Origin of the sequence: Anatilimnocola aquadivae, assembly GCF_049819085.1 — a bacterium.
Classification (GTDB): domain Bacteria; phylum Planctomycetota; class Planctomycetia; order Pirellulales; family Pirellulaceae; genus Anatilimnocola.
The window spans coordinates 3,155,392-3,176,478 of record NZ_CP187419.1 but is presented as its reverse complement, the minus strand read 5'-3'; the positions used below and the strand labels follow the sequence as shown (position 1 = coordinate 3,176,478).

Below are 21,087 nucleotides of genomic sequence, written 5' to 3'. Positions count from 1 at the left end.
TAGTTTGCAGGGTCCGCATCCTCGCGGCAATCACCAATGAACTGCCTCATCGGCCGGCGCGTTTGCCACCGCAAGTGCGGCACAATCGCTACGATCCTTCCGCGTCGCGGCCATTCGCTCAGCTGAGCAGTTCGGCCCGTAACTTCGCCAGCACACTGACGACCGGCTTCAACTTGCCCCCCATATCGACGAGGCCGCCGAGTGGGTAGTCGTGGGGCACGTCGTCTCGCACTTGATTCCAAAACAGGGCCTGCACAGGCTGCTTGGCCAGCAACAGAGTCCCGAGGCGATTCATGACGGCCGCTTGCTCGGTGGGTGTGAACGGCGAGAAGGGCTGGCAGTAGTGTGGTTTGTCGTGATGCCGAGCCAGCGGATCAGGCGTGTCCTGGCTGGGCATGGTAATCTGAAGTACGAGCGGCACGCCCAGTTGGCTCCAACGATCAACCAGCCGACTGATTTCGAGCGGGTCGCGCATCACACTGCCGCCGGGCCAGTAGCCGAGATTCAATTCGAGCCCAATGCCCGCGAGACCAAGGCCGCCGCGTACCAGCGTATCGGCAAAGTGCAGCGGCGTAAGCTCTTGATCTTCGGCGGCAATGTACTCTGCCCAAGGACGATCGAAGCTGACGATCATCGGTGTCTTACCATCGAGCGTGCGAACACGGTCGACCGCCTCAACGGTCAACTTCAGCCGCTGCTCTTCATCCATCTCGATGCCGGCCGGCAGGTTCATGCGCGCGGCTACATGCCACAGGTGAACCTTGCCCTTATACCGCTGCACGACACGTTCGACATGCTGCAGGGTGTATTCCAGCACTTCTTCAAATCCGTCGGCCATCAAGAACAGCCAATCGGGCAAACTGGGACGATCGAGTTGCACCAGCGGACCGAGGCAGATCCGTTGGCCACGCTCGCGCGCCCAGTGCACTGCGGCGTCCGTGGTCTGCCATTCGATTTCACCCGCTTCGGGCTCGACGATGGGCCAGCGCGGCGATATCAACGAGGTGTTGCAGGCAGCAGCCAGATCGTCGGCAATCTCCTTGGCTGGCGCCCGTTCGAGCCGAGCGCCCAACAGGGTCGGCAGAACCGAATGCTGGCCGCGGCGAATTTCCAAAACCTGCTGAGTGTAGGCGTGTGCCAAATGATCGGCCGCATCCAAGCCATGCTGCAGGCTATCGTCAGCAAACTTGAGCGACGCGGCTTGGGAAGTACGATCGGTTAGCGCGGCGACCAGCTTTTTTGTCGCCAACTTCACCGAGGCTGTGTAGTTGTCTGGCAGGGTCATGCCGGCTTGTTGCCAGGCAGCCGATTGATTCCGCAAGCGAGTAATCGTGCCGCGAGCCAGTTCAATCGGCAACAGATAGGGCTGCTGCCGTTCCATCAAGCTGCCCGTGCAGAGCATCTGCACTCCCCGCTTGTGAACGTGCCAGGCGACATAGGTCCAGCCCGATTCGCGCTGATCTCGATCGATCGTGAGCAGATGGCCGTCGAGCCGAGCCCGACCTTCCCAAGGAATGCCATCGGCACCGGCAACGAATGCCAATTCGCGGCCATGTGCTGCGAGTCGCTCGGGAGCGGGAACGGTAAATCGCAACTGACCCATTGGCTGATCGAACTTCCCGAGCGCAAGACGACAAAATGAGAGGGCGGTAGCGTTGCACATCGGTCCTCGCCTCGCACCCGTGGGGAGTCTATCTTAACTGATTCGGCGGAGCAACCGAAGTGACCGTTCGCGTCATGCCAACCGCGCGCCGCTGCACGTTTGGCGGTAACCTGCGGCCTTCGCAGACCGTCGTTGACAGGCAGTGGTAATTGCCGAAGCTGTAGTGCGAATCATTAGTTCCCGACCTTATCTCACCTGCAACGTATTGCCTCCCATGACAACGGCACCCGTACTTCAAACCGAGATCCCCGGCCTTGCGGTTCGCCGCGGCAAAGTGCGCGACGTATTCGACCTCGGCGAGCAACTGCTGCTGGTTGCGTCGGACCGCATTAGCGCCTTCGACTGGGTGATGCCCAATGGCATTCCCGACAAGGGCCGGATTCTCACGAAGTTGAGCGCCTTTTGGTTCGATTTGCTGAAAGTGCCGCATCACCTTCTCTCGTTGGATGTTGATCAACTGTCGCTTCCTGCAGGCGTTGATCGTGCGCCGCTGCGAGGTCGGTCGATGATCTGCCGCAAGGCGAACATCGTCCCCATCGAGTGCGTGGTGCGCGGCTACCTGGAAGGTTCGGGCTGGAAGGAATACCGCCAGAACCAAGCGGTGTGCGGCGTGCAATTGCCCGCCGGACTACGGCAGTGCGATCGTCTACCACAGCCAATCTTCACGCCCGCAACCAAGGAAGAAAGCGGTCACGACATCAACATTACATTTCCGCAAATGGTCGATCTCATCGGCCACGAAACGGCTCAAAAGCTCAAGGATCTCAGCATCGACGTGTACGTGCGGGCAGCGAAGCACGCACTCGCGCACGGCGTGATCATTGCCGATACCAAGTTGGAATGGGGTTGGCACGAAGGGGAACTCATTTTGTGCGATGAAGTCCTCACACCCGATAGCAGTCGCTTCTGGCCTGCCGATCACTACGAGCCGGGCAAAGCTCAGCCGTCGTACGACAAGCAATTCGTGCGAGAATGGCTGGAGGAAAGTGGCTGGGACAAGAACAGCCCGCCGCCAAGCTTGCCCGACGAGGTTGTTGCGCACACTCGCGGTAAATACCTCGAGGCGCTGGAACGTCTGTCTGGCAATTCGCTGTAGCCAACGTCAGCTACGCGTAGTGTGTGGCCGCTTCACTCTGTTGCACATAGCGCCGAATCAATTGCACGAGCTGATCGCGATCGATCGGCTTTTGCAGATAGTCGTCACAGCCAGCGGCCAGACACTTCTGACGATCGCCGGCCATGGCATGGGCCGTAAGTGCAATGATGGGTTGTAAGTAGCCGATTTTTCGCAGCCGTGACGTCGCCGCGTAGCCATCAAGAACCGGCATCTGCATGTCCATCAGAATGACATCGAAGGCTTCGCCCCGATCGCTGGCCGCTAGCGCGACTCGTACGCCTTGCTCGCCATTCTCAGCCAGTGCCACCGTTGCGCCGGCCTTCTTCAATACATGTGAGATCAAACGCTGATTGTCGGGGCCATCTTCAACCAGCAACACGTGCGTATTCCCGGGCAACTGCACCTTATTCTGCACAACGGGGCTCTGGGGAGCACGACTGGTGGTCTCTTCACCACCGACCGGTACTTGAGCGACAACTGCTTTGTCCAGGTCCAGCGTCAGGCAAAAGCGACTTCCTCGCCCTGGCTGACTCTCAACGGTGATATCTCCCTTAAGCATCTGTGCCAGGCGCCTGCTGATCGATAAGCCCAACCCGGTACCACCAAACTTGCGTGTAGTCGAAGCGTCGGCCTGCGTGAACGGATTGAAGAGTCGGACAGCGAGGTCGGCTGGAATGCCGATACCCGTATCGGCGACTTCAAACTGCAATTTGGGCGTCGCTTGCATGAGCACCCGGACGACGATGCTCACACTTCCGGTTTCCGTGAACTTGATCGCATTGCTGACCAGATTCAGCAGAATCTGACGAATACGAATTGGATCTGATTCGATCTGCGGAGGCACATGGCCAGTGATGCGCGCCGTAAACTGCAGCCCCTTGGCCTCTGCCCGCACGCGAAAGAGCGCGACGAGGTCGGCCAGCAAATTCTCCACTGAACAGGGAATGTGTTCAACTTCCAGCTTGCCCGCTTCGATCTTCGAGAGATCGAGAATGTCGTTCACCAGTCCCAGCAGGAAGTCACCATTCCGTCGAATGGTTTGCAGCGAGCTGCAATGCCGCTGCAAAGGCTCGTCCGTTTCAGCTTCGCTCAACAGCAAATCACAATAGCCGAGGATCGCGGTCATCGGCGTGCGGATTTCGTGGCTCATGTTGGCCAGAAACTCGCTCTTCGCCCGAGTTGCCGATTCAGCTCGCTTGCGCGCTTCGTACAGTTCTTCGTTGCGCAGTTGCAATTGAATCGACTGCTCTTCGAGCCTCGCTCCCGCAACCGCTGCCGTCTCGAACGAGCGCCGCAGCACCCGTCGCTGGCGAGCATCTTGCAAGATTTGATTCTGACGAATGCCCGCCCAGGTTCCGCAGACGCCCACATGCGCGAGTGCGATGCCAAAGTGAAAGAACAGCTGAGTGAAGCTGACAAATGTCTCGGGGAAGAAGTACATGTTCACACCCGAGTTCGTCAGCACGGCGAACAGGATGTGCTGACCAATGATGAGCAGAGCGCCTGGCCACATGGCCTTCCAGTCGCAATAGGCAATCATCACGGTGAAGGCCGTGAAGAAGAAGAAATGCATCTCGGGCATGCCGTGCATCTGGTAAATGTGCAAAGCCACGAAGACCTGCAGTGCAACGCCGGCCATGCAGCGAGTGAAAAACGATTGCGGCGACAACTTGGCGCTCAGCAAATACATCGCCAAGCCAGCGGCAGAAACCGTCAGCGTCACGAGCCAAGTTTGATAGACAAAGCCGAGGGCCAAGGCAATGACTAGATGCAGCAGCAAGAACTGAGTAATCAGGCGATGACCAAGCGCGCGATGTTCGCTGAGCGCCCGCTCGATTTCGTCCTTGCTCAGGACGACCGGTTGGTCGTAACCAATCACTTCGGTAGGAACCGATGTGGAGATCATGGTGCAAGAGCCTCCTGCTTCAGCACCAGGTCAGCCGGCAATGCACACCCTTGTGCAATGGCCGCATCTGCCGAGAACACCGGCAGTGGTTCCTTTGCCAGACAAGCCACGAGCGCGATACGCACGAACTCACTTTCTGGCTCGGTGCAATAGCGGCTGCGATTGTAGTTGCCCCGATAGTAGAGCTTGTCGCTTCCATCCAGAATCACCGCCTGCGGAGTCGAGTAGACACCGAAGCGGTGCGCCAGTTTGCTTTGTTTGTCGGCCACGGCGAGGCAAGGGATCGCCAACTGCTGGAACTCTGCCAGAGCAGATGCTTCGTCCGTGGCTTGCAGGACCGCAATCACGTTCACCTGACCTTGAAACTGATGGATCAGTTCGCGCAGGTGCAGCAAGTTAAACCGCGAGCAAGGGCAGCTGGGATTGAAGAAGTGGAGCAACGTGGGCCGTTGCTCATCGCTAGTATCTGGGAAGCTGGTTGCCAGTTCAGGCAATTCGATCGTTTCACCCAGCGCAGGCTGAACGAGCGCGGCAGGACGAGGCGTCGGCAAAGAGTATTGCCAGTCCTGGTACCAGAATGTCGCCGCCACGAGCGCAGCAAGCGCTGCTTCGCCGCTCAGCAAGAGGCACCAGGTCAAAACGCGATTCATCACACCACTCGGTAACCGTGAAATCCGGAACATTCACGGCACAACTGCAGCAGCGTCCGTGCGCAGGCGCGGATCACTCCGCGCGCGTCGGCACTGCTTCAATTCTGCCCCATAAAAGCGTAGGTTACCGCCGGGGGTCGATTCAGAATCGAATGCAGGCAGCGCGCACCAAATTCGGCAAACGAGCGGTACAAGCGGTACAAGCGGTACAAACGGATTCGCTGTCGGGTAGAAGCGGCCGCCCTGACAAGAGTGGTCAGCAAGTTTAGGGCTCAAGTCGTGGTGGGCAACTACGGCGTTTTGATTTCCAGAATCCGTAGGTTGCGAAACTCCAGCGGAGCCCCTTCGGCCTGCAAACCAAGATAGCCGCTCTTGGTAGCCAGTCCGCTCCCTTCCCAGGCAAGCTCGCCGTTGCAATGAAAGGTGACTTTGTCACCCACACAGCGCAGCCGCCACTCGTTCCATTCACCGGAGGGCTTTTGCATCTTCGGCACTGGCTTCGGTCCCATCAACTTGCCATTGATGAAATTCCCTTCACTGCCGCTGGCAAGGTTGATCTGATTCGCGCCCACTTTCTTGCCTGAGCGAAAAAAGAAGCCACTGTTGTACTTGGACTTCATTCCGCGCCACTCAAAGCGAAACTCGAAATCGGTGAACTCTTTGGCCGACGCCAAATGCGGGCTACCACCACCGGTCACTTTGATGACGCCTTCTTCCACCCTCCAATTCGCGGGCATCTCCTTCGGCGGCGATTCCTCCCCAAAGCGCCAGTTCGTCAGATCCTGTCCATTGAACAGCGAGACAAATCCAGCTTTCGCTTCCTCTTCGGTAAGTTTGTCGGCTGCAACGACGAGAGAAGTGAAGCAACCAAAGACGACGGCAACTAGCAGGTGAGAACGCATGGTGGGCTAGATCCAGGAGAGGGGTGAGGGAACTAGGTCGCTGGGTTCTTGCGCTCGCGATGCTGCAAAGCAAATTCGATGTCGCCTTGCAGCGAACGGTTCTTTTCTGCCAGACGCTCACGAATTCGATAGACGGTGCGGCGAACGGGCGCGGTCAGCACACGAATGATCTCTTCGGCGGAGAGTTTTTCCAGGTCACCAACCGAGTCGACCCGCAAAAACTCGAACACCTGCCGAGCTTCGTAGTCTTCCTTGAACAGCAGGTAGAGTTTTTCTTCCGCAGTGACGAGCGGTCGGCCCAGTGACGGTGCTTTGGCTACCGACTTCTTAGCGACCTTTTGCTTGGTAGGTTTCGAAGTCTGTTTTTTGGTCGCTAGTTTCGCCTTGTTGCTGGGCTTCGTCGGCGGAGTCTTCTTCACGACCTTTTTCTTCTTCGCCATGATGCACGCTCGAGTTGCTACCAAGATGAATGGAATGATCAGGTAATGATTTGCTTCACCACCTGCCCGTGAACGTCGGTCAGACGATAGTCGCGGCCCTGAAAGCGATACACTAGGCGAGTGTGGTCGAAGCCGAGCAAGTGAAGCATCGTCGCTTGCAGATCATGTACGTGTACTTTGTCTTTCGCAATCGAGAAGCCCAGTTCGTCCGATTCGCCGTGCGAGTAGCCACCTTTCACGCCGCCGCCAGCCATCCACATGCTGTAGCAATCGGGAAAGTGATCGCGCCCCAAATTCGGGCCGCCAGCAGTACGACCTTCGCGGAAGGGCGTGCGCCCAAACTCGCCACCGCAAACGATGAGCGTGTCTTGCAACAGGCCTCGCTGCTTCAAGTCCTTGATTAGCGCAGCGACAGGCTTGTCCATCGTCGCGCACTTTTTTGTGAGCCCATCGCCGATGCTTTCGCCGGGCCCAGTGCCGTGAAAATCCCAGCCCCAGTCGAACAACTGCACGTAACGCACGCCTTGCTCCACCAGTCGACGGGCGAGCAAACAGTTGTTGGCAAAGCTCGCGCCGCCGGGTTGGGCACCGTAGGCTTCGAGGGTTTCTTTACTTTCACGGTTGATGTCCATCACTTCCGGCACCGCAGTCTGCATGCGGAAGGCCAGTTCATACTGAGCAATGCGAGTCGCCGTTTCTGGATGGCCCAGTTCGCGCGCCTGCATCTCGTTCAGATCGCGCAGGGCATCGAGCGTATCGCGCCGGAGTTCGCGATCCATGCCCGCGGGGTCGGAAGCATAGAGGACGGGATCTCCCTTCGAGCGGCACTGTACCCCCTGATACACCGAGGGTAAGAAGCCGCTGCCGAACGAATTCTTGCCACCATTGGGCTGCACGCCGCTGGAGATGAGCACGACGAAGCCGGGCAGATTCTCGTTCTCGCTGCCCAGGCCGTACGTGACCCAAGTGCCAAACGAGGGGCGACCGGAACGAGGCGAACCGGTGTAAAGTAGCAACTCGGCGGGCGCATGGTTGAACTGTTCCGTGAACATGCTCTTGATGACGCACATCTCAGCGGCAATACCATGAAAATTTGGCACTGCGTCCGAAAGCCACACACCACCGTTGCCATGCTGAGCAAATTTACGGGGAGTCCCCATTAGCTTCGGCACGCCCGAGGTAAATGCAAACCGCTTGCCTTTTACGAACTCGTCAGGGCAAGCCTGACCATCGCGTTTGACGAGTTCAGGCTTGTAGTCGTACATGTCCAGGTGAGGTGGCGAACCGGTCAGGTGCAAGTAGATCACTCGCTTCGCCTTCGCCGCAAAGTGAGGCAACTTGGGCGTGAGCGGATTGATCTCGGCGACTGCCTGATTTGTATCGCTAGGGGCGGCATGGCCACCTTGCTGCAACAAGCCAGCGAGTGCGATCGAACCCAGGCCAACGCCGGATTGCTGGAGAAAGTGTCGACGGGTTTGAGCGAGAATGCGATTCAATCCGGGATTCATAATTCGTTCCTTATCGCTTCATCAGCGCTTCGTCTAAGTTGAGCAGCACATTGCCAACGACCGTCCAGGCAGCCAGTTCTGGTGCGGACAAATCCTTCGGCAGCGGGCCGATGGGTTCAGTTGCCAAGCGGCGGGCGGCATCGGGCTGAGTCTCGAACTTCGCGAGCGAACGCTGGTAAAGTTGAACCAACCGCTCTTGTTCGTCGGCATGGGGCGGACGGGCCAGACACAACTTGAAGGCGAAGCTGACTCGGTCAGCAGGTGTCACGCCTCCCTCAGCGACCATCTTGCGCGCCAAAGCCTGAGCCGCTTCGACGTAAACCGGATCGTTCAATGTGACGAGCGCTTGAAGCGGTGTGTTCGTTCGTACACGGCGGACCGTGCATACTTCGCGATTCGGTGCATCGAATGTCGCCATCGAAGGATACGGATTCGAACGACGCCAGGTGGTGTAGAGCGCACGGCGGTAGCGATCGGGGCCGTCGCTGGTCTGCCAATCGATGCCGCTGCCGAAGGCGGCACTTAGCCCCATCGAAGGCTGCATCGGCTTCACCGGCGGGCCAAACATTTTGGGACTGAGTAGGCCACTGATGGCTAATGTTTGATCGCGGACCATTTCCGCCGACAGGCGAAATCGTGGCCCCCGTGCGAGAAGGCGATTTTCCGGGTCGCGCTGTTGCAGTTCAGGCGTAACTCGCGACGATTGGCGATAGGCGGCCGAAGTGACCAACTTTTTCACGAATGCCTTTAGGTCCCATTTTGACTTCACCAGGTCTGTTGCCAGCCAATCGAGCAACTCGGGATGAACCGGCAGTTCACCCTGCGAGCCAAACTCCTCGCTCGTGGAAACAATGCCGGTGCCAAAGATCTGCTCCCAGTAGCGATTGGCGACGACGCGAGCCGTGAGAGGGTTTGCATCGTCGACCAGCCAATGTGCCAGCGCCAAACGGTGCGGCATGTCCTTGCGAAGTGGAGGGAAAATCGCCGGGCTGCCAGGCTGAACTTCGTCGCCCAGGTCGAGATAGTTGCCACGATGCTGCAAGCGCGTCACGCGCCCCTTGCCAGCCATTTCCTTCATGATCGGTACGGTATCTGGCTTAAGATCGGCGACCTGCTTCTTGAGCGCTGCCTGCTTTGTGCGAGCATCCTTCAATTCCGGCGCGATACTGAGAAAGTGCTTTTCGATCGTAGCCTTTTGATCGGCGGAGCGGTCCGCAGCTGCAGGTTGTAAAGCGGCCAGCACTTCGGCCGGCGTCTCCGCCCAGGCTTTCACTTGATCGGACGAAGTGGCACTCAGGCGGAACTTGCCGAGAGTGTGTTGTTTGTGCGTGGACTGCTGCTCGATTGTTACGATCAGTTTACTACCGGCTGCAACCTCCAACGGTTGTTTCGCTACGAGCGTCACCGTGTGTGATTCGCCCGGTTTACCACCAACAGCCCAGCCCTTCTTCGGGTCAGAACTGCCGATGAGATTGCTGGCTTCAAACTGAGACTGCGAGTAATCGGCAATAGCCGCCACAAATTCGAGGGCCCGTCGCCCCGATAACGAGTACTCGCTGCTCGGGCTGGGTGACTTTGTTACCTTCTGCTCCCAAACCACATTTCGCTTCTCATCTAGCAGGCTGATCCGAAAATCAGCCAGCCGATTGCCAACCATTCCATCCGTTCGATTCCATAGCACGATCCGATCAACACTGCGCAGCTCCTTCAGATCGACTTCCCACCAAGGATCGTTCGACTGTGCGGTGTGCGTGACGCTTTTGCCTTGAAAGTCTCCGTTGGTGTTGCCATCGATGGCATACTTGGCAGGCCCTTCGTAGTCGGTCGTGCTTTGGGTAGAATCGCCGCCTGTGGCAATGTTTGCTGCGCCCGAAAACACCTGCACCTCTGCCAGCGACAGAATCTTGGTCTTACCGGGAATCTCCACGCGCACATAGCGGCCCTGCAGCGAACTGTTCTGCGGTGGTTCAACCACGGCAGTCACTCCGCTGATCACAAAGTTTCCGCTGCTATGGCCGGGCCCCTTGCCTGGCAGTTGATCATCGGTGAGTGCTTCTAGTCGCAGGGCACGAAGCTTGTCCGCAGCGAGTGGAATCTCAAGCGTGTAGGTATCGTTGTCTGTAGCCTTCGCTACTGTCACGCTGCCATCTTCGGCAATCTTTCCAGATAGCCCCATCTTCGATTCAAACTTCGTCGGCTGCAATGTGTGCCATTCCAACGAACGCGGGAAGGATTGCTCCCACTTCGTTTGGGCAGCGGCCAGTTCCGGCGTGATGGCTTGCAGCGATTTCTCTAACGACGCAAGCTCTCCTTCGAGTTGCTTCTTCTTCTCGATTTGTGTGGGAGAGTATCGCGAGAGCAACGGCGATTCGTCCTTGCGGTCGGCGTCCTCGCTGTTGTTGAAGATCGCAAACAGGCTGAAGAACTCCTTCTGCGACAGCGGATCGTATTTGTGCGTGTGGCACTGCGCGCAGGCGATGGTCGTTCCCATCCACACGGCCATCGTCGTGTTCACGCGATCGACGACGGCGACATTGCGAAATTCTTCGTCGTTGGTACCACCTTCGTTGTTGGTGAGCGTGTTGCGATGGAAGGCTGTCGCGGTCAGTTGGTCGTCGGTCGGATTCGGAAGCAAGTCGCCAGCGATCTGCTCGATGGTGAATTGATCGAAGCGCTTGTTGGCATTGAACGAGCGAATGACGTAATCGCGATAGAGCCAAATGGTGCGCGCTGGATCATCGGCATAGCCAGCTGAATCGGCATACCGCGCCAAGTCGAGCCATTGGTGAGCCCAATGCTCGCCGTAAGCTTCTTTCTGCAGCAAGCGATCGACGAGTTTCTCGTACGCTTGCGGATCGCTGTCCTTCACGAACGCATCGACCTCGGCCAGTGTCGGCGGCAGTCCCGTCAAGTCGAGCGACAGCCGGCGAATGAGGGTGTGCCGATCAGCTTCGTCTTGGGGTTGCAGACCTTCTCGCTCCAGCCGAGAGAGGAGAAAGTGATCGATCTCGTTCTTTGGCCACGCAGCATTTTTTAGAGAGGGCAGTGGAGGGGAGACAGGCGGAGCGTACGACCAATGCGTCGCATAGGCGGCTCCCTCGCGAATCCACTGCTGCAGCAGTTCGACTTCCCGTGGCGATAGTTTCTTACCGGTATTGTGTGGCGGCATCACCAGATCGTTGTCGGTCGACGTAACCCGCTTGATCAACTCACTCTTTTCAGGCTTGCCGGGAACAACGGCTGCATTATCACCGCCGAGGTCGGCCTGGGCACCTTCGAGAGTATCGAGACGAAGGCCATCGACACCACCTTTGCGCTCGGCCTCATCGGGCCCATGGCAGAAGTAGCATTTGTTCGACAGGATCGGTTTGATATCTCGATTGAAGTCGATTTTCTTCGTCACGTCGGCCGCTGGAGCGGATGACAGCAGCGTTAATGTCGTGGCCAGTAAGACCAGCGACAAGACGCGAAAGGTAGGCCAAATACGAAGCATCGGTGGAGAGCCTCGAACTGCGAGAATGCGCGGGCGGGGTAGGGCCGCAGGTGTAACACTGCGGTAGACGCCCATTGTAGATGGGTTTGCCAGCTGCGGCTATGTAAAAGCCCAGCAGTCCGCGACAGCCTGCATTATAGACCAAACTTCGCGAACAGAAATAGCGCCGGGCATTTGCCGCGACAAATGCCCGGCAGAGATGAAGTCAATTCGCCTGCGAGGTTTTAGCCGTGGTCATGGGCAGCGTGCGCGGTCATCTCCTTACACGACTTCTCACACTTCCGGCACTCGGCGGCACATTCCTTCATGTGCTTATCGTCGGGAAACTTTTCGCACTCCTTGGCACACATTCCACAGGCATCGACGCACGCTTTGCAAATGAGCGCGGCGAAGGGACCACTGCGAGCTACGATTGAAGCAGCGGTGGCACAGAACGCGGCACAGTCCTGGCAAGTTGCCAGTGTCTTGGCGTGATCCTTTTTGCCAGCTTCGAGTTGCTTGGCACAATGAGCCGCACAGCTGTCGCATTCTCGCTGACAATCAGAACAAGCCTTGGCACAAGCGTCGAACATATCGCCGTGGGAATGATCGTGCGCGCCAGAGGTTGGGGCCGCCTTTGCAGTTGGGGCCTTGCTGGCTGGAGCCTGTCCGTTACCGGTTGCTTGCATCGCACTCAGGGCGGCCGCCGTCAGACCTGCGACTGTGAATTCTCTTCGTCCGATCATGGTAAGCATCCTTAAAAAGGGAACCTGAAACCAAAGATCTCGAGAAGTCGAACAACACCCCCGCACTGTTCAGACTTGCAAAGAAACGGCCACGACGAGGAATGGCTCCTGGTCGTGGCGCGCGAATTCTATGCGTCGGTCAGACCAGCGACAAGGATCGCAGCCGGCCGATGAGAGAAATTCTCTTACTTGGCGAACGTAGGACTAGGACTTACTACGCGAGAATGTGCGATTTCGCACACTCTCGCGATTTGTACAGCTGACAGCAAAAAAGGCCCCGGCATTTTGCCGGGGCCTCACGGGGATCCTGTGAACCTAGATCGCATTAGGCGAGCGGCAGGCTGCCGAGGCGCGACTGGCTAAGACTGCTACTTCCAGCGTTAAAGCTGGTGTTAAGCGAGCCGTTCACAAACGAGTCTTGGCTACCGTTCTGAGTATTCAGGTTGGCAAACAAGCTCGCATCCGCATTTAGATTGGCGTCGCTGTTCAGCGAGTTCTGGCTACGCAGACCGGTGAAAAAATCATCAGCGGCCTGATTCGTCAGATTGAACTGCGGCGACGAGGCTAGCGCGAGGTTGGCTGCATCCGCGACGGACAGGTTCGCTGAGCCAAATTGATTGAAGGCGGCTAAGTCGTCGAAAGACCTATCACCCGTCAAGTTCAGCGCGGCATTGCCGCCAATCGAACCATTCAGATTGTTATCGCCGTTCAACAGCGAACTGCTACCCAGATTGCTGGCACTGTTCAGGGCGGCATCGTTCAGCAAGTTCGCGGTAATCGCGGTGTCGATGTCCAAATTCGTTCCGAGCCCCAGGGCATCAATATCTAGTTCATCATTCCCAGTGCGGAGGTTGGCTTCTGCGAGAACCTCGGCATTCGATTCAAAACCAATGTCACCGATTGCGATGGGGTTGGTTGCGGCAGCGTTGATTTCCGAGATTTCCGAATTAACCCCGAGCATTACTTGATCTGATGCGACCTCGCCATCTACGATCGTTCCGAGTTTGATCGCTCCGAGTTCGCCATCGGCTGTGTTAGTAGCACCGCTGGCCTCCAGAGCTTCGATCGGGGCATCACCCCTACTTGGTCCGTCAGTGAGACTGTTAACGCGAACGTCAGCATCCATACTGGCCTCGATCGTGCTCGCAGGGACACTCGATCGAAGACCTTGCAGAATGGCGAGGCGGCCGCCAAGTTCAGACCCATGCTCCATTGTACGCTCAGTGGGAGCTCCAATTTCTGCCTCAACAGCCATTTCGGCATCTAAGTTCAGTGGCGCAACTTCGACAGTTTCATCCGCCATGCTTTCCATAGGGACTGCGTTGTTCGCACTTTCTCCATCAACGATGGCGTTGCCACAAATCATGGTGGCCAGCATATCGCCAGCTAACACTTGGCGATTTTCCAATCCTTCGATCGATAGTTGGCGCGAGCGGAAAGGAGGGGTATTCGACTGAGCGGTTTCTTGCATAGACATGACGATTCAATCCTTTGGCAAAACGTGCGACAATCACTTGGTTTGGCAGTGATGTTTAGTAACTTTTGCAACATCGATGCCGCCTTGGCCAGCGAAGCCGATTCAGCCCGTTTTTTGCGAGACTTTCCCGACAATTGACCGCTGTGCGACCTCTGGGCACTGTGCCTCTGCTTGGCGGTTGAACGACGCGGTTGCTCAGCGACCAGTAAATGGCAATGCCGCGGGTGGCACATTACCCAATTTCAGCACACGGGCCGAACAGCGCGGCCGAACCGCGATCATGCGGCCTCTTTCCCGGGCAGGGAAAAATGGCGTTTGTGGCTTGAGCGCGCTTGAGATCGTGTTCCGCTAGCGCTAGAACAACAAGTGACCGCTGGCTCCCCATTTATCTCATCTGTCCGAGGGGAGGTGTGCATGAAGTAACTGGCTCCTATTTTGCGAGGCCAGTCGAAACTCGTAACGCGTGTTCGTTGGGTCGCTCGTCCAGAGTTGGTCGTTCTTATCTATTCATCTCGCGCTGGTTCAGCGATTGCTGGCAGGCGCTCAGGTCCGCTGCAACTGGCTGCGACATCGCGAATGCTCTGCTGCCGAGTCCGTGATTGGCGTCGCTGATTTTTCTTCAGCCTTGTCGATTCATTTTTTCGGACTCATCTTTTCTTGGAGACCGCCATGAGCGAATCCTCTCCGTTGGCAGCATCGCGCCTCATGCGATTCCTGTACACGCAGAATCCGTTCTATTTGATTGGGACGTTCTTGATTCTGTTTGGACTGCAGCAAAGCCTGGGCAAGGAACCCCAGTTGGCCACTTCCGGTCTGCTCACCGGTTTGCTGGCTGGCTACACCCTGCTGCTGGTAGCGATTGGTGTGGTGATCGCCCGCTGGGGGAACCTGTGGGACGACATGCGCACGATCCTGCTGATTGTCGTGCTGCTGTTCTACATGCTCTCGACCAGCCTGGATGTCCACGTGCTGGAGACACCCACTGCCGGTTCTTGGTTGCTCGCCGCAGGACTCATCTTTTGCTTGCTGCTGAGCGAATTCTTGCTGCGCGTGCTCGGATTGCAATTGCCGACACGCTATCGACTCGCATTTTATCTCTCGCTCTCGCTGCTGTTCATCTATCCCATCGTGCTGGCCTGGGTCAGCTATTACCGCTACTACGATGCCCGCAGTTGGATCATCGGAAGCTTTGCGCTGATCGCGGCGCTACCACTTACCCTGCTCATTCCAGCTGCCCGCAGCTTTCGGCGACTAGGCATGCCCTGCGATGCAACCTGGCAATATCCCTGGTATCCGTGGTCGCTATTTGCATTTCTCACGGTCGGTCTGGGACTACGCGCTTGGTGGCTGACGATCTCTTTCGATCCCACCAAAGGCGACGGAAACTGCTTTCATCCGTACCTGCTCATTCCACTTGTCCTGGTGTGGGCCATCATCCTGGTCGAAGCAGGCCTCGTACATCGACGAAGATTCACCCTCAGCTGCGGCTTGCTCTTGCCTTGGCTGGCGATCGCCCTAGGTTATTGGGGACCAGGAACGAGCAACGCCGAACTGTCCTTTCTCGATCGAGTGACCAACACGCTCGGTTCACCACCACAATTGGCGGTGTGGAGCGTATTGGCATTTCAAGGCTGGGCGTTCTGGCGAACGAGCGGCCTGCGAGTAAATCGCTGGCTGGAAGTAGCACTTACTGCGACCGCGGTGTTAGCTTGCGTCACAGGACGGATGACGCAAGACTGGCACACGCTCGTCCCGGCCAGTCCCGCGAGGATGGCGCTGCTGGCCGGGGCATTCGTCGCGCAAGCGCTGCGCCAACAGAGCAGCTATCGGGCCTTGATTGCCGCGCTGTTTGGTGGCTGTTACGTCTGGCTATCGGGAGTGGCCAAGGCGCCGATCGATCCGGAAGGCTTCTGGCGATTGCATGCGCCGCTGATCATTTTGCTGGCCGTGGTGGCGATCTTTCACGACAAGCTTGCCACGCTATTGCAACGGTACGCGGTCTCGGCGATTCCCACCTTGGCAATAGTCGCGGCAGTTGCCTATCCCTGGTACTTCCCAGGAACATCGCCACTGAGCATCACGGCGTATCTGGGCTGTTTGCTGTTGGTTGGGTTTCGCCTTTGGCTACTAGGTCGCGAGGTCCACCAACTGGTTGCGTTTGGCATCAGTGCCTTGGCAAGTTGCTTGCTCTTCGTTTGGCCGGCGGGAAAGTTGCTTGCCGAATCGTGGCTGGCGGCGGGCTTGCCTTATCTACTGGTGGGCTTGGCCGTGGTGATGGCAGGACTTGTAGTGAGCCTGCTGAAGATGAAACTGCCCGACCAGTTGTGGGATTGGCTCACCAGGTTCAATCAACGATTCTGCCTCGAACAGGAGGACGCGGCCTGAGGCACCTGACGAGAGTAGCAACGTGTCAACAAGAAGTGCTCAGAGCCAAACTGCTTGCACAGTTTGGCTCTGAGTGGTTGTTAGGAATGGCAATCGCAGTCGCGATTACTTGTTCTTCTTGCCGCCGCCAATTTTGGTTGTGGCCTTCTGGGCGTCAGTGAGAATACCGGCGACAGCCTTGCTGAAAGCACCTTGAACGTCACGCAGTTCCTTGTCGGCGTCGGCCTTGGCCTTCTTTTGGTCGTCGGTGAGCTTGAGGGCTGCATCGACGGCCTCTTGCGCTGCCTTGCCCTTCGTGCCGGCTTGCTTGTTGGCCTTCATCGCTTCGTTGCGAGCCTTGATTTGCTCGGGAGTAAGCAACGCGTTGACCTTGTCCTGCGCGGCCTTCAACTTGGGAGCATGTTCCTTGGCAATCACTTCGTACTTGGCCTTTTGGTCGGCCGTCAGTTCAGCTGATTCCAGCTTCTTGGCCATGGCGGCCGTTGGATCAGCGTTCTTCTTTCCCTTTTTTCCATCGTTTTGGGCATCAGCGCGAAGCGCCAATGCAATGCACGCGAACACGGCGAGGGCGACAAGACATTTTGAATAGAAAGATTTCATGCGAGAGGACTCCAACGAGAGGGGGAACGAGAAGGATCGTTTTGCGGAACCAAAGTAAAGCCGGAACAGCGCTACACCCGCGCTGTTTCGGCTCGTTTCATATTTATCGCGGGTACTAGCTAAGAGCCTGACGAATGATCTTGCCGTCGCGGACAATCATGATTGGCCGGCCGGTGTTGGTGTGATATTCGTGCGTGTGATCGATACCCAGCGTGTGATAGAAGGTCGCTGCCACATCGTCGGGCGTGATGGCTTCGTTCTTCGGTCCTGAGGCAGTCGCATCGCTTTCGCCAATGACCTGACCACCCTTCACGCCGCCACCGGCAAGCAACATGAACATGCAGCGAGGATAGTGATCGCGACCACCTTCCGCAGCCCGCGAGTTGATCTTGGGCGTACGACCGAACTCACCAGTGATGAAGACTGCGGTCGACTCGAGCAGACCCTTCTGTTGCAAACCGTTGAGCAGGGCGGCCACACCGGTATCGAGCTGCGGCAGCAACTTCGTCTTCAGGTTGGTGAAGTTGGTCTGGTGCGTGTCCCAGCCACCGAGCGTCATGGTGACGAAGCGGACGCCTGATTCGACGAGGCGCGAAGCGAGCAAACAGTTCATGCCGAAGCTCTCGGTACCGAAGGGTTCGGCGAACTTGGGCGATTCTTTGCTCACATCGAAGGCATCACGAGCGCGGCGCGAGGTGATGATCGAGTGGGCCTGCTCCGAGAAGCGATCGAGACCGGTCAACAGCTGACTGTTCGATTCGACATTTGCGAAGGTCTTGTCGAGATCTTGCAGCAGGTTCTGGCGACGTTCGACTTCTTCCACCGTCAAACCGTTGCCGAGCGAGATACCACGTACGCCGTACGTCTGGCCTGCCTTCGGCGAACCGGTCGTATTCAGCGGAGCGTATTGCACGCCGAGGAAGCCTGTCCGTTGATTGCTGTTCGGAATGGCGACGAACGGAGGCAGGTCCTTTGGTCCGCCCATTTCCTTGGTGACGACAGCGCCGTAGCCAGGATACTCGAGCGACTGAATCGGGCGGTTGCCGGTGTTCACATACTCTGTTCCCAGAGCGTGGGCACCCAGCGTGTGCGAAACACCGCGGAGCACGCAGAACTTGTCCGCTTGCGCGGCCATCTTCGGCAGGTGTTCCGAAATTTCTACACCGGAAGCACAGGTCTTAATGGGGTTAAAGGTGCCGCGGAACTCAGCCGGAGCATCGGGCTTAAGATCAAAGGTGTCCATGTGCGAAGGACCACCGGTCAAGTTGATGAAGATGGCGCTCGTCGCCCTGGCCTTCTTCACTTCGCCAGCGGCAGCCATCCGCAGGTAACCAGACAGGCTGAGGCCGACGCCTAGCGCACCGGCCTTGAGAAAATCGCGACGCTTGACACCATCACAGGTTCGAGAGAGAGCCATGAGGAAATTCCTTTTTATCGGACGGGAGGTTTTCGTTGAAATGTTTGGGAAATTTGAAAGAGGAACCGGAGTCGCCAATCACTAGTGATTGACGATGAACTCCTTGGTGTTGATCAAAGTCCAGAGCAAACCCTTCGCGCCTTCGAGCGGCGAGGAAGAATCGGCCAGGAACTGTTGGCAGCGAGCAATCTCGTCGTCCGTAGGCTGACGGCTGAGAGTGCGAAGGTAAGCCTGCCGGACGAGCGTCACCGGATCGACGTTCACCCCTTCAGGCTGTTCGGCGACCACCTTTTTCGCATCGCCAGCCTTCTTCAGTTCGGCGATACGTTCTTCGATGCGGGCGACTTGCTCTTTATTCTTCTCTTTCTTGGCCCGTTCGAGACGAACCTTCATCCGCGGCAATTCCCTGTCGAGGTCAACCTTGCTCGGATCCGTTCCATCCCTCAGCTTGGTTTGCTTCAGTTTGATCTGGTCGATCCAGGTATCTTTGCCGCCACCAATCGCGGTGAGCACACTGCTGTCGTTCTGCAGATAAACGGTCTGCAACAAACTGGCGTCCATCGAGCGATCGCAGTCGCAATTGCTTTCGCGAGTCGACCGGCCGAAGACCTGCAAACCGAAGTTCGCAGTACCAGCTTGATTTCCTTGGATACGAGCGGAGGACGTGGCAATGTTGATTGCCCGGCCCTTGAGCGCCGTGCGAGCTTCGGCAGCCTTCGCGTCCGAAGCAGTAGCAATGGCAATCGCATCGTAGGCGACTTCGGCAGGCATACGACGAGGAACAGCACGGGCGAAATTGCGTTCGTCCTTGGCGTTCGTTTCGTTGGGCTGCCAAGAGCGTTGATACGTGTCGCTGGCGAGAATCTCGCGATGCAGCCACTTCATATTGAACTCGTGTTCGATGAAGCCCTTGGCGAGGTAGTCAAGCAACTTGCGGTTGCTGGGCGGATTGGCCAAGCTCAGATCGTCTGGCGGTTCGACAATCCCCACATTGAAGTAGCTGGCCCAAACGCGATTGACGAAGGCCTTGGCGAAGTAAGGATTGTTCGGGCTACGCATCCAGTCCATCAAAGGCTGGCGAGCATCTTCGACACTGTTCAAATCCATCGTCTCGCCACCAAGAACACGAGCCTTGGCAACGGGCATCGGGGCGCGACGATTCTTGTTGTTGTCCTTGTCGTTCTTGCCCCGATTGGCGTTGACGGTCGGCTTGACAAGATGGACTTCACCGAAAGGAATCGTCTTGCCATCCTTCAAGATATCGGGCAATTGCCGGCGAAGATCATTTCCCTTCAGGTCCTTCTTGAGACCCGTCTGTTCCATGATGGCCTGGTACTGTGCGACCGTCTCTTTATCGCGAGCTCCAGCAGGGCTGAACTGCACGCGGGCAAAGAAGGCCTTGAAGGCATCGAAGTCGTCCTTCGACCATTGATCGAACGGATGCTTGTGGCACTGGGCACATTGAATTCGCATACCCAGGAACGTGTAAGCGATGCCAATCGCTCGCTCTTCGGGCTGGCGATAGTTGTTACGGGCCCAGTAGTAGGGCATTGATGGTCGCTCGGCAAAGGTACCCTTGCTGTCGCGATACATCTCGCTCATTTCTTCACAATAAGCGTTGTAGTCTTGGCCTGGCTTGCGGCTTTGACCGAGCACAATCCCTTCGGCAATTTGATCGTAGGGAACATTGTCGCTGACCCGCTTGTAGATCCAGTCGTACCATTCCTGACCAGGAGCGGCACGAACGGGCGAGACGTTGTTCAACTGCGAGTCATTATTGCCGGTGAAGTCGCACAGCTTGGTCGTCCACCAGGCAGCATAGGCGGGGGTTTCGAGCAGTTGCTCGACCTTCTCGGCTCGCTTATTCGGCGACTTATCGGCGAGGAACTCCTCCACTTCCGTGGCACTGGGGAGGGTACCGGTCAGGTCGAGCGACAAGCGGCGCAGGAACTCTGCGTCGTTGCTCTTATCCGAGGGGACCACGCCGAGCTTGCTTAACTTTTCGATGACGAGTTTATCAATGGTCGTCGAGGCAGGAACCTTGGGATAAGCCTTGCCCGAGAGTTCTGTCACGGGGCGAATCACTGGAATGGCAATCACCGCGTTGTCGTACGAGACAACAACGTGGGTATCGCCCTGATCGGTGGCGGTCACGACACCGTTTTCGTCGATCTTCGCCACTTGTTCGCTGTTGCTGACAAAGCGGCAGAGAGGAGTCACGTCTTCTTGGCTGCCATCGGGCCATACGGCAACGGCTTTGAGCTGCACAGTCTGACCCGGTTTGGCGAACAGAATTTCCTGTGGAGTGACATTCAGCGTGACGAGCTTTTGCACTTCGTCGTTGCTGTACTTGGCCCCAGCGGCAACCCAGCGAAGCAGGACGTGATGTTGCCAGCTACCTTTTTTATAGCGCTCGCCACCTTCGTGCATGTCAGCATCGGTCGGCTTGGCGAGGATCAGGCTTTCGTCGATGTTCTTGACGTCGACGCGTGGTCGCTTGGCGTCCATCAAGGCATCGTGGTCAGCCTTGAAGTCGTAGCCAAAGAGCGACAGGCGAAATTCGCCGCGGCCTTGGAACGATCCGTGACACGAGCGGCCATTGCACCCCAGCCGACCGAACAGCGGGCTGATGTGGCGTTGAAAGCTGGGGACTTCTTCCCCTTCTGCTTGACCGAAGCGCTCGTGAATTGGCTTTTGAACTTCAGCGGGAGTTGTCTCCGCAGCCGAAGTCGTGAGGGCCACCAAGGCCCAGGCGAGCGGCGTGCAAGCAAGCAGCCTGACGAAACCGATTCGCATGACGGAAT

General features: G+C 57.3%; 14 protein-coding genes. 2 read left to right on the top strand and 12 right to left on the bottom strand.

Features of this window, described 5'->3' with window-relative positions:
- Positions 1–118: 118 nt before the first annotated feature.
- Positions 119–1,603, bottom strand: a complete 1,485-nt coding sequence (locus NA78x_RS12875) for an endo-1,4-beta-xylanase (RefSeq protein ID WP_425618860.1) — start codon at positions 1,601–1,603, stop codon at positions 119–121.
- A 274-nt stretch (positions 1,604–1,877) separates the two neighbouring features.
- Here NA78x_RS12875 and NA78x_RS12870 point away from each other — a divergent pair, with 274 nt between their 5' ends.
- A complete protein-coding gene (locus NA78x_RS12870; RefSeq protein WP_425618859.1) occupies positions 1,878–2,759 on the top strand; it encodes a phosphoribosylaminoimidazolesuccinocarboxamide synthase in 882 nt (293 codons plus the stop codon).
- 10 nt (positions 2,760–2,769) lie between these two features.
- On the opposite strand, the gene NA78x_RS12865 is transcribed toward NA78x_RS12870, so the two are convergent.
- The 8 genes from NA78x_RS12865 to NA78x_RS12830 form a co-directional block, all read right to left on the bottom strand.
- Entirely contained in the window at positions 2,770–4,686 is a 1,917-nt protein-coding gene (locus NA78x_RS12865) for an ATP-binding protein (RefSeq protein ID WP_425618858.1), read from the bottom strand.
- Positions 4,683–5,336 (bottom strand): TlpA family protein disulfide reductase, encoded by a 654-nt coding sequence (locus tag NA78x_RS12860; RefSeq protein WP_425618857.1) that lies wholly within the window; start codon positions 5,334–5,336, stop codon positions 4,683–4,685. Before NA78x_RS12860 ends, NA78x_RS12865 begins: the two co-directional genes overlap by 4 nt.
- 290 nt (positions 5,337–5,626) lie before the next feature.
- Positions 5,627–6,238: a 3-keto-disaccharide hydrolase gene (locus tag NA78x_RS12855; protein ID WP_425618856.1), complete on the bottom strand. Its 612-nt coding sequence runs from the start codon at positions 6,236–6,238 to the stop codon at positions 5,627–5,629.
- A gap of 32 nt (positions 6,239–6,270) precedes the next feature.
- A complete protein-coding gene (locus tag NA78x_RS12850; protein WP_425618855.1) occupies positions 6,271–6,678 on the bottom strand; it encodes a hypothetical protein in 408 nt (135 codons plus the stop codon).
- Between the two features lie 38 nt (positions 6,679–6,716).
- On the bottom strand, positions 6,717–8,186 hold the full coding sequence (locus tag NA78x_RS12845) for a DUF1501 domain-containing protein (protein ID WP_425618854.1): 1,470 nt from the start codon (positions 8,184–8,186) through the stop codon (positions 6,717–6,719).
- A 10-nt stretch (positions 8,187–8,196) separates the two neighbouring features.
- Positions 8,197–11,679: a DUF1553 domain-containing protein gene (locus NA78x_RS12840; protein WP_425618853.1), complete on the bottom strand. Its 3,483-nt coding sequence runs from the start codon at positions 11,677–11,679 to the stop codon at positions 8,197–8,199.
- Between the two features lie 224 nt (positions 11,680–11,903).
- Positions 11,904–12,404 (bottom strand): four-helix bundle copper-binding protein, encoded by a 501-nt coding sequence (locus NA78x_RS12835; protein WP_425618852.1) that lies wholly within the window; start codon positions 12,402–12,404, stop codon positions 11,904–11,906.
- Positions 12,405–12,729: 325 nt separating this feature from the next.
- Entirely contained in the window at positions 12,730–13,881 is a 1,152-nt protein-coding gene (locus tag NA78x_RS12830; protein ID WP_425618851.1) for a hypothetical protein, read from the bottom strand.
- Positions 13,882–14,550: 669 nt separating this feature from the next.
- On the opposite strand from NA78x_RS12830, the gene NA78x_RS12825 reads away from it, so the two are divergent.
- Entirely contained in the window at positions 14,551–16,266 is a 1,716-nt protein-coding gene (locus NA78x_RS12825; RefSeq protein WP_425618850.1) for a hypothetical protein, read from the top strand.
- Positions 16,267–16,371: 105 nt separating this feature from the next.
- Here NA78x_RS12825 and NA78x_RS12820 read toward each other — a convergent pair whose 3' ends face one another.
- The 3 genes from NA78x_RS12820 to NA78x_RS12810 all read right to left on the bottom strand — a co-directional run bounded on the left by NA78x_RS12820 (position 16,372) and on the right by NA78x_RS12810 (position 21,079).
- The gene (locus tag NA78x_RS12820; RefSeq protein WP_425618849.1) at positions 16,372–16,866 is read right to left on the bottom strand and encodes a hypothetical protein; all 495 of its coding nucleotides are present in this window, start codon (positions 16,864–16,866) and stop codon (positions 16,372–16,374) included.
- Positions 16,867–16,981: 115 nt separating this feature from the next.
- Complete coding sequence (locus NA78x_RS12815) at positions 16,982–18,283, bottom strand: DUF1501 domain-containing protein (RefSeq protein ID WP_425618848.1); 1,302 nt, start codon at positions 18,281–18,283, stop codon at positions 16,982–16,984.
- A gap of 81 nt (positions 18,284–18,364) precedes the next feature.
- Positions 18,365–21,079, bottom strand: coding sequence for a DUF1549 and DUF1553 domain-containing protein (locus tag NA78x_RS12810; protein WP_425618847.1), 2,715 nt, complete (start codon positions 21,077–21,079; stop codon positions 18,365–18,367).
- Positions 21,080–21,087: the final 8 nt, after the last annotated feature.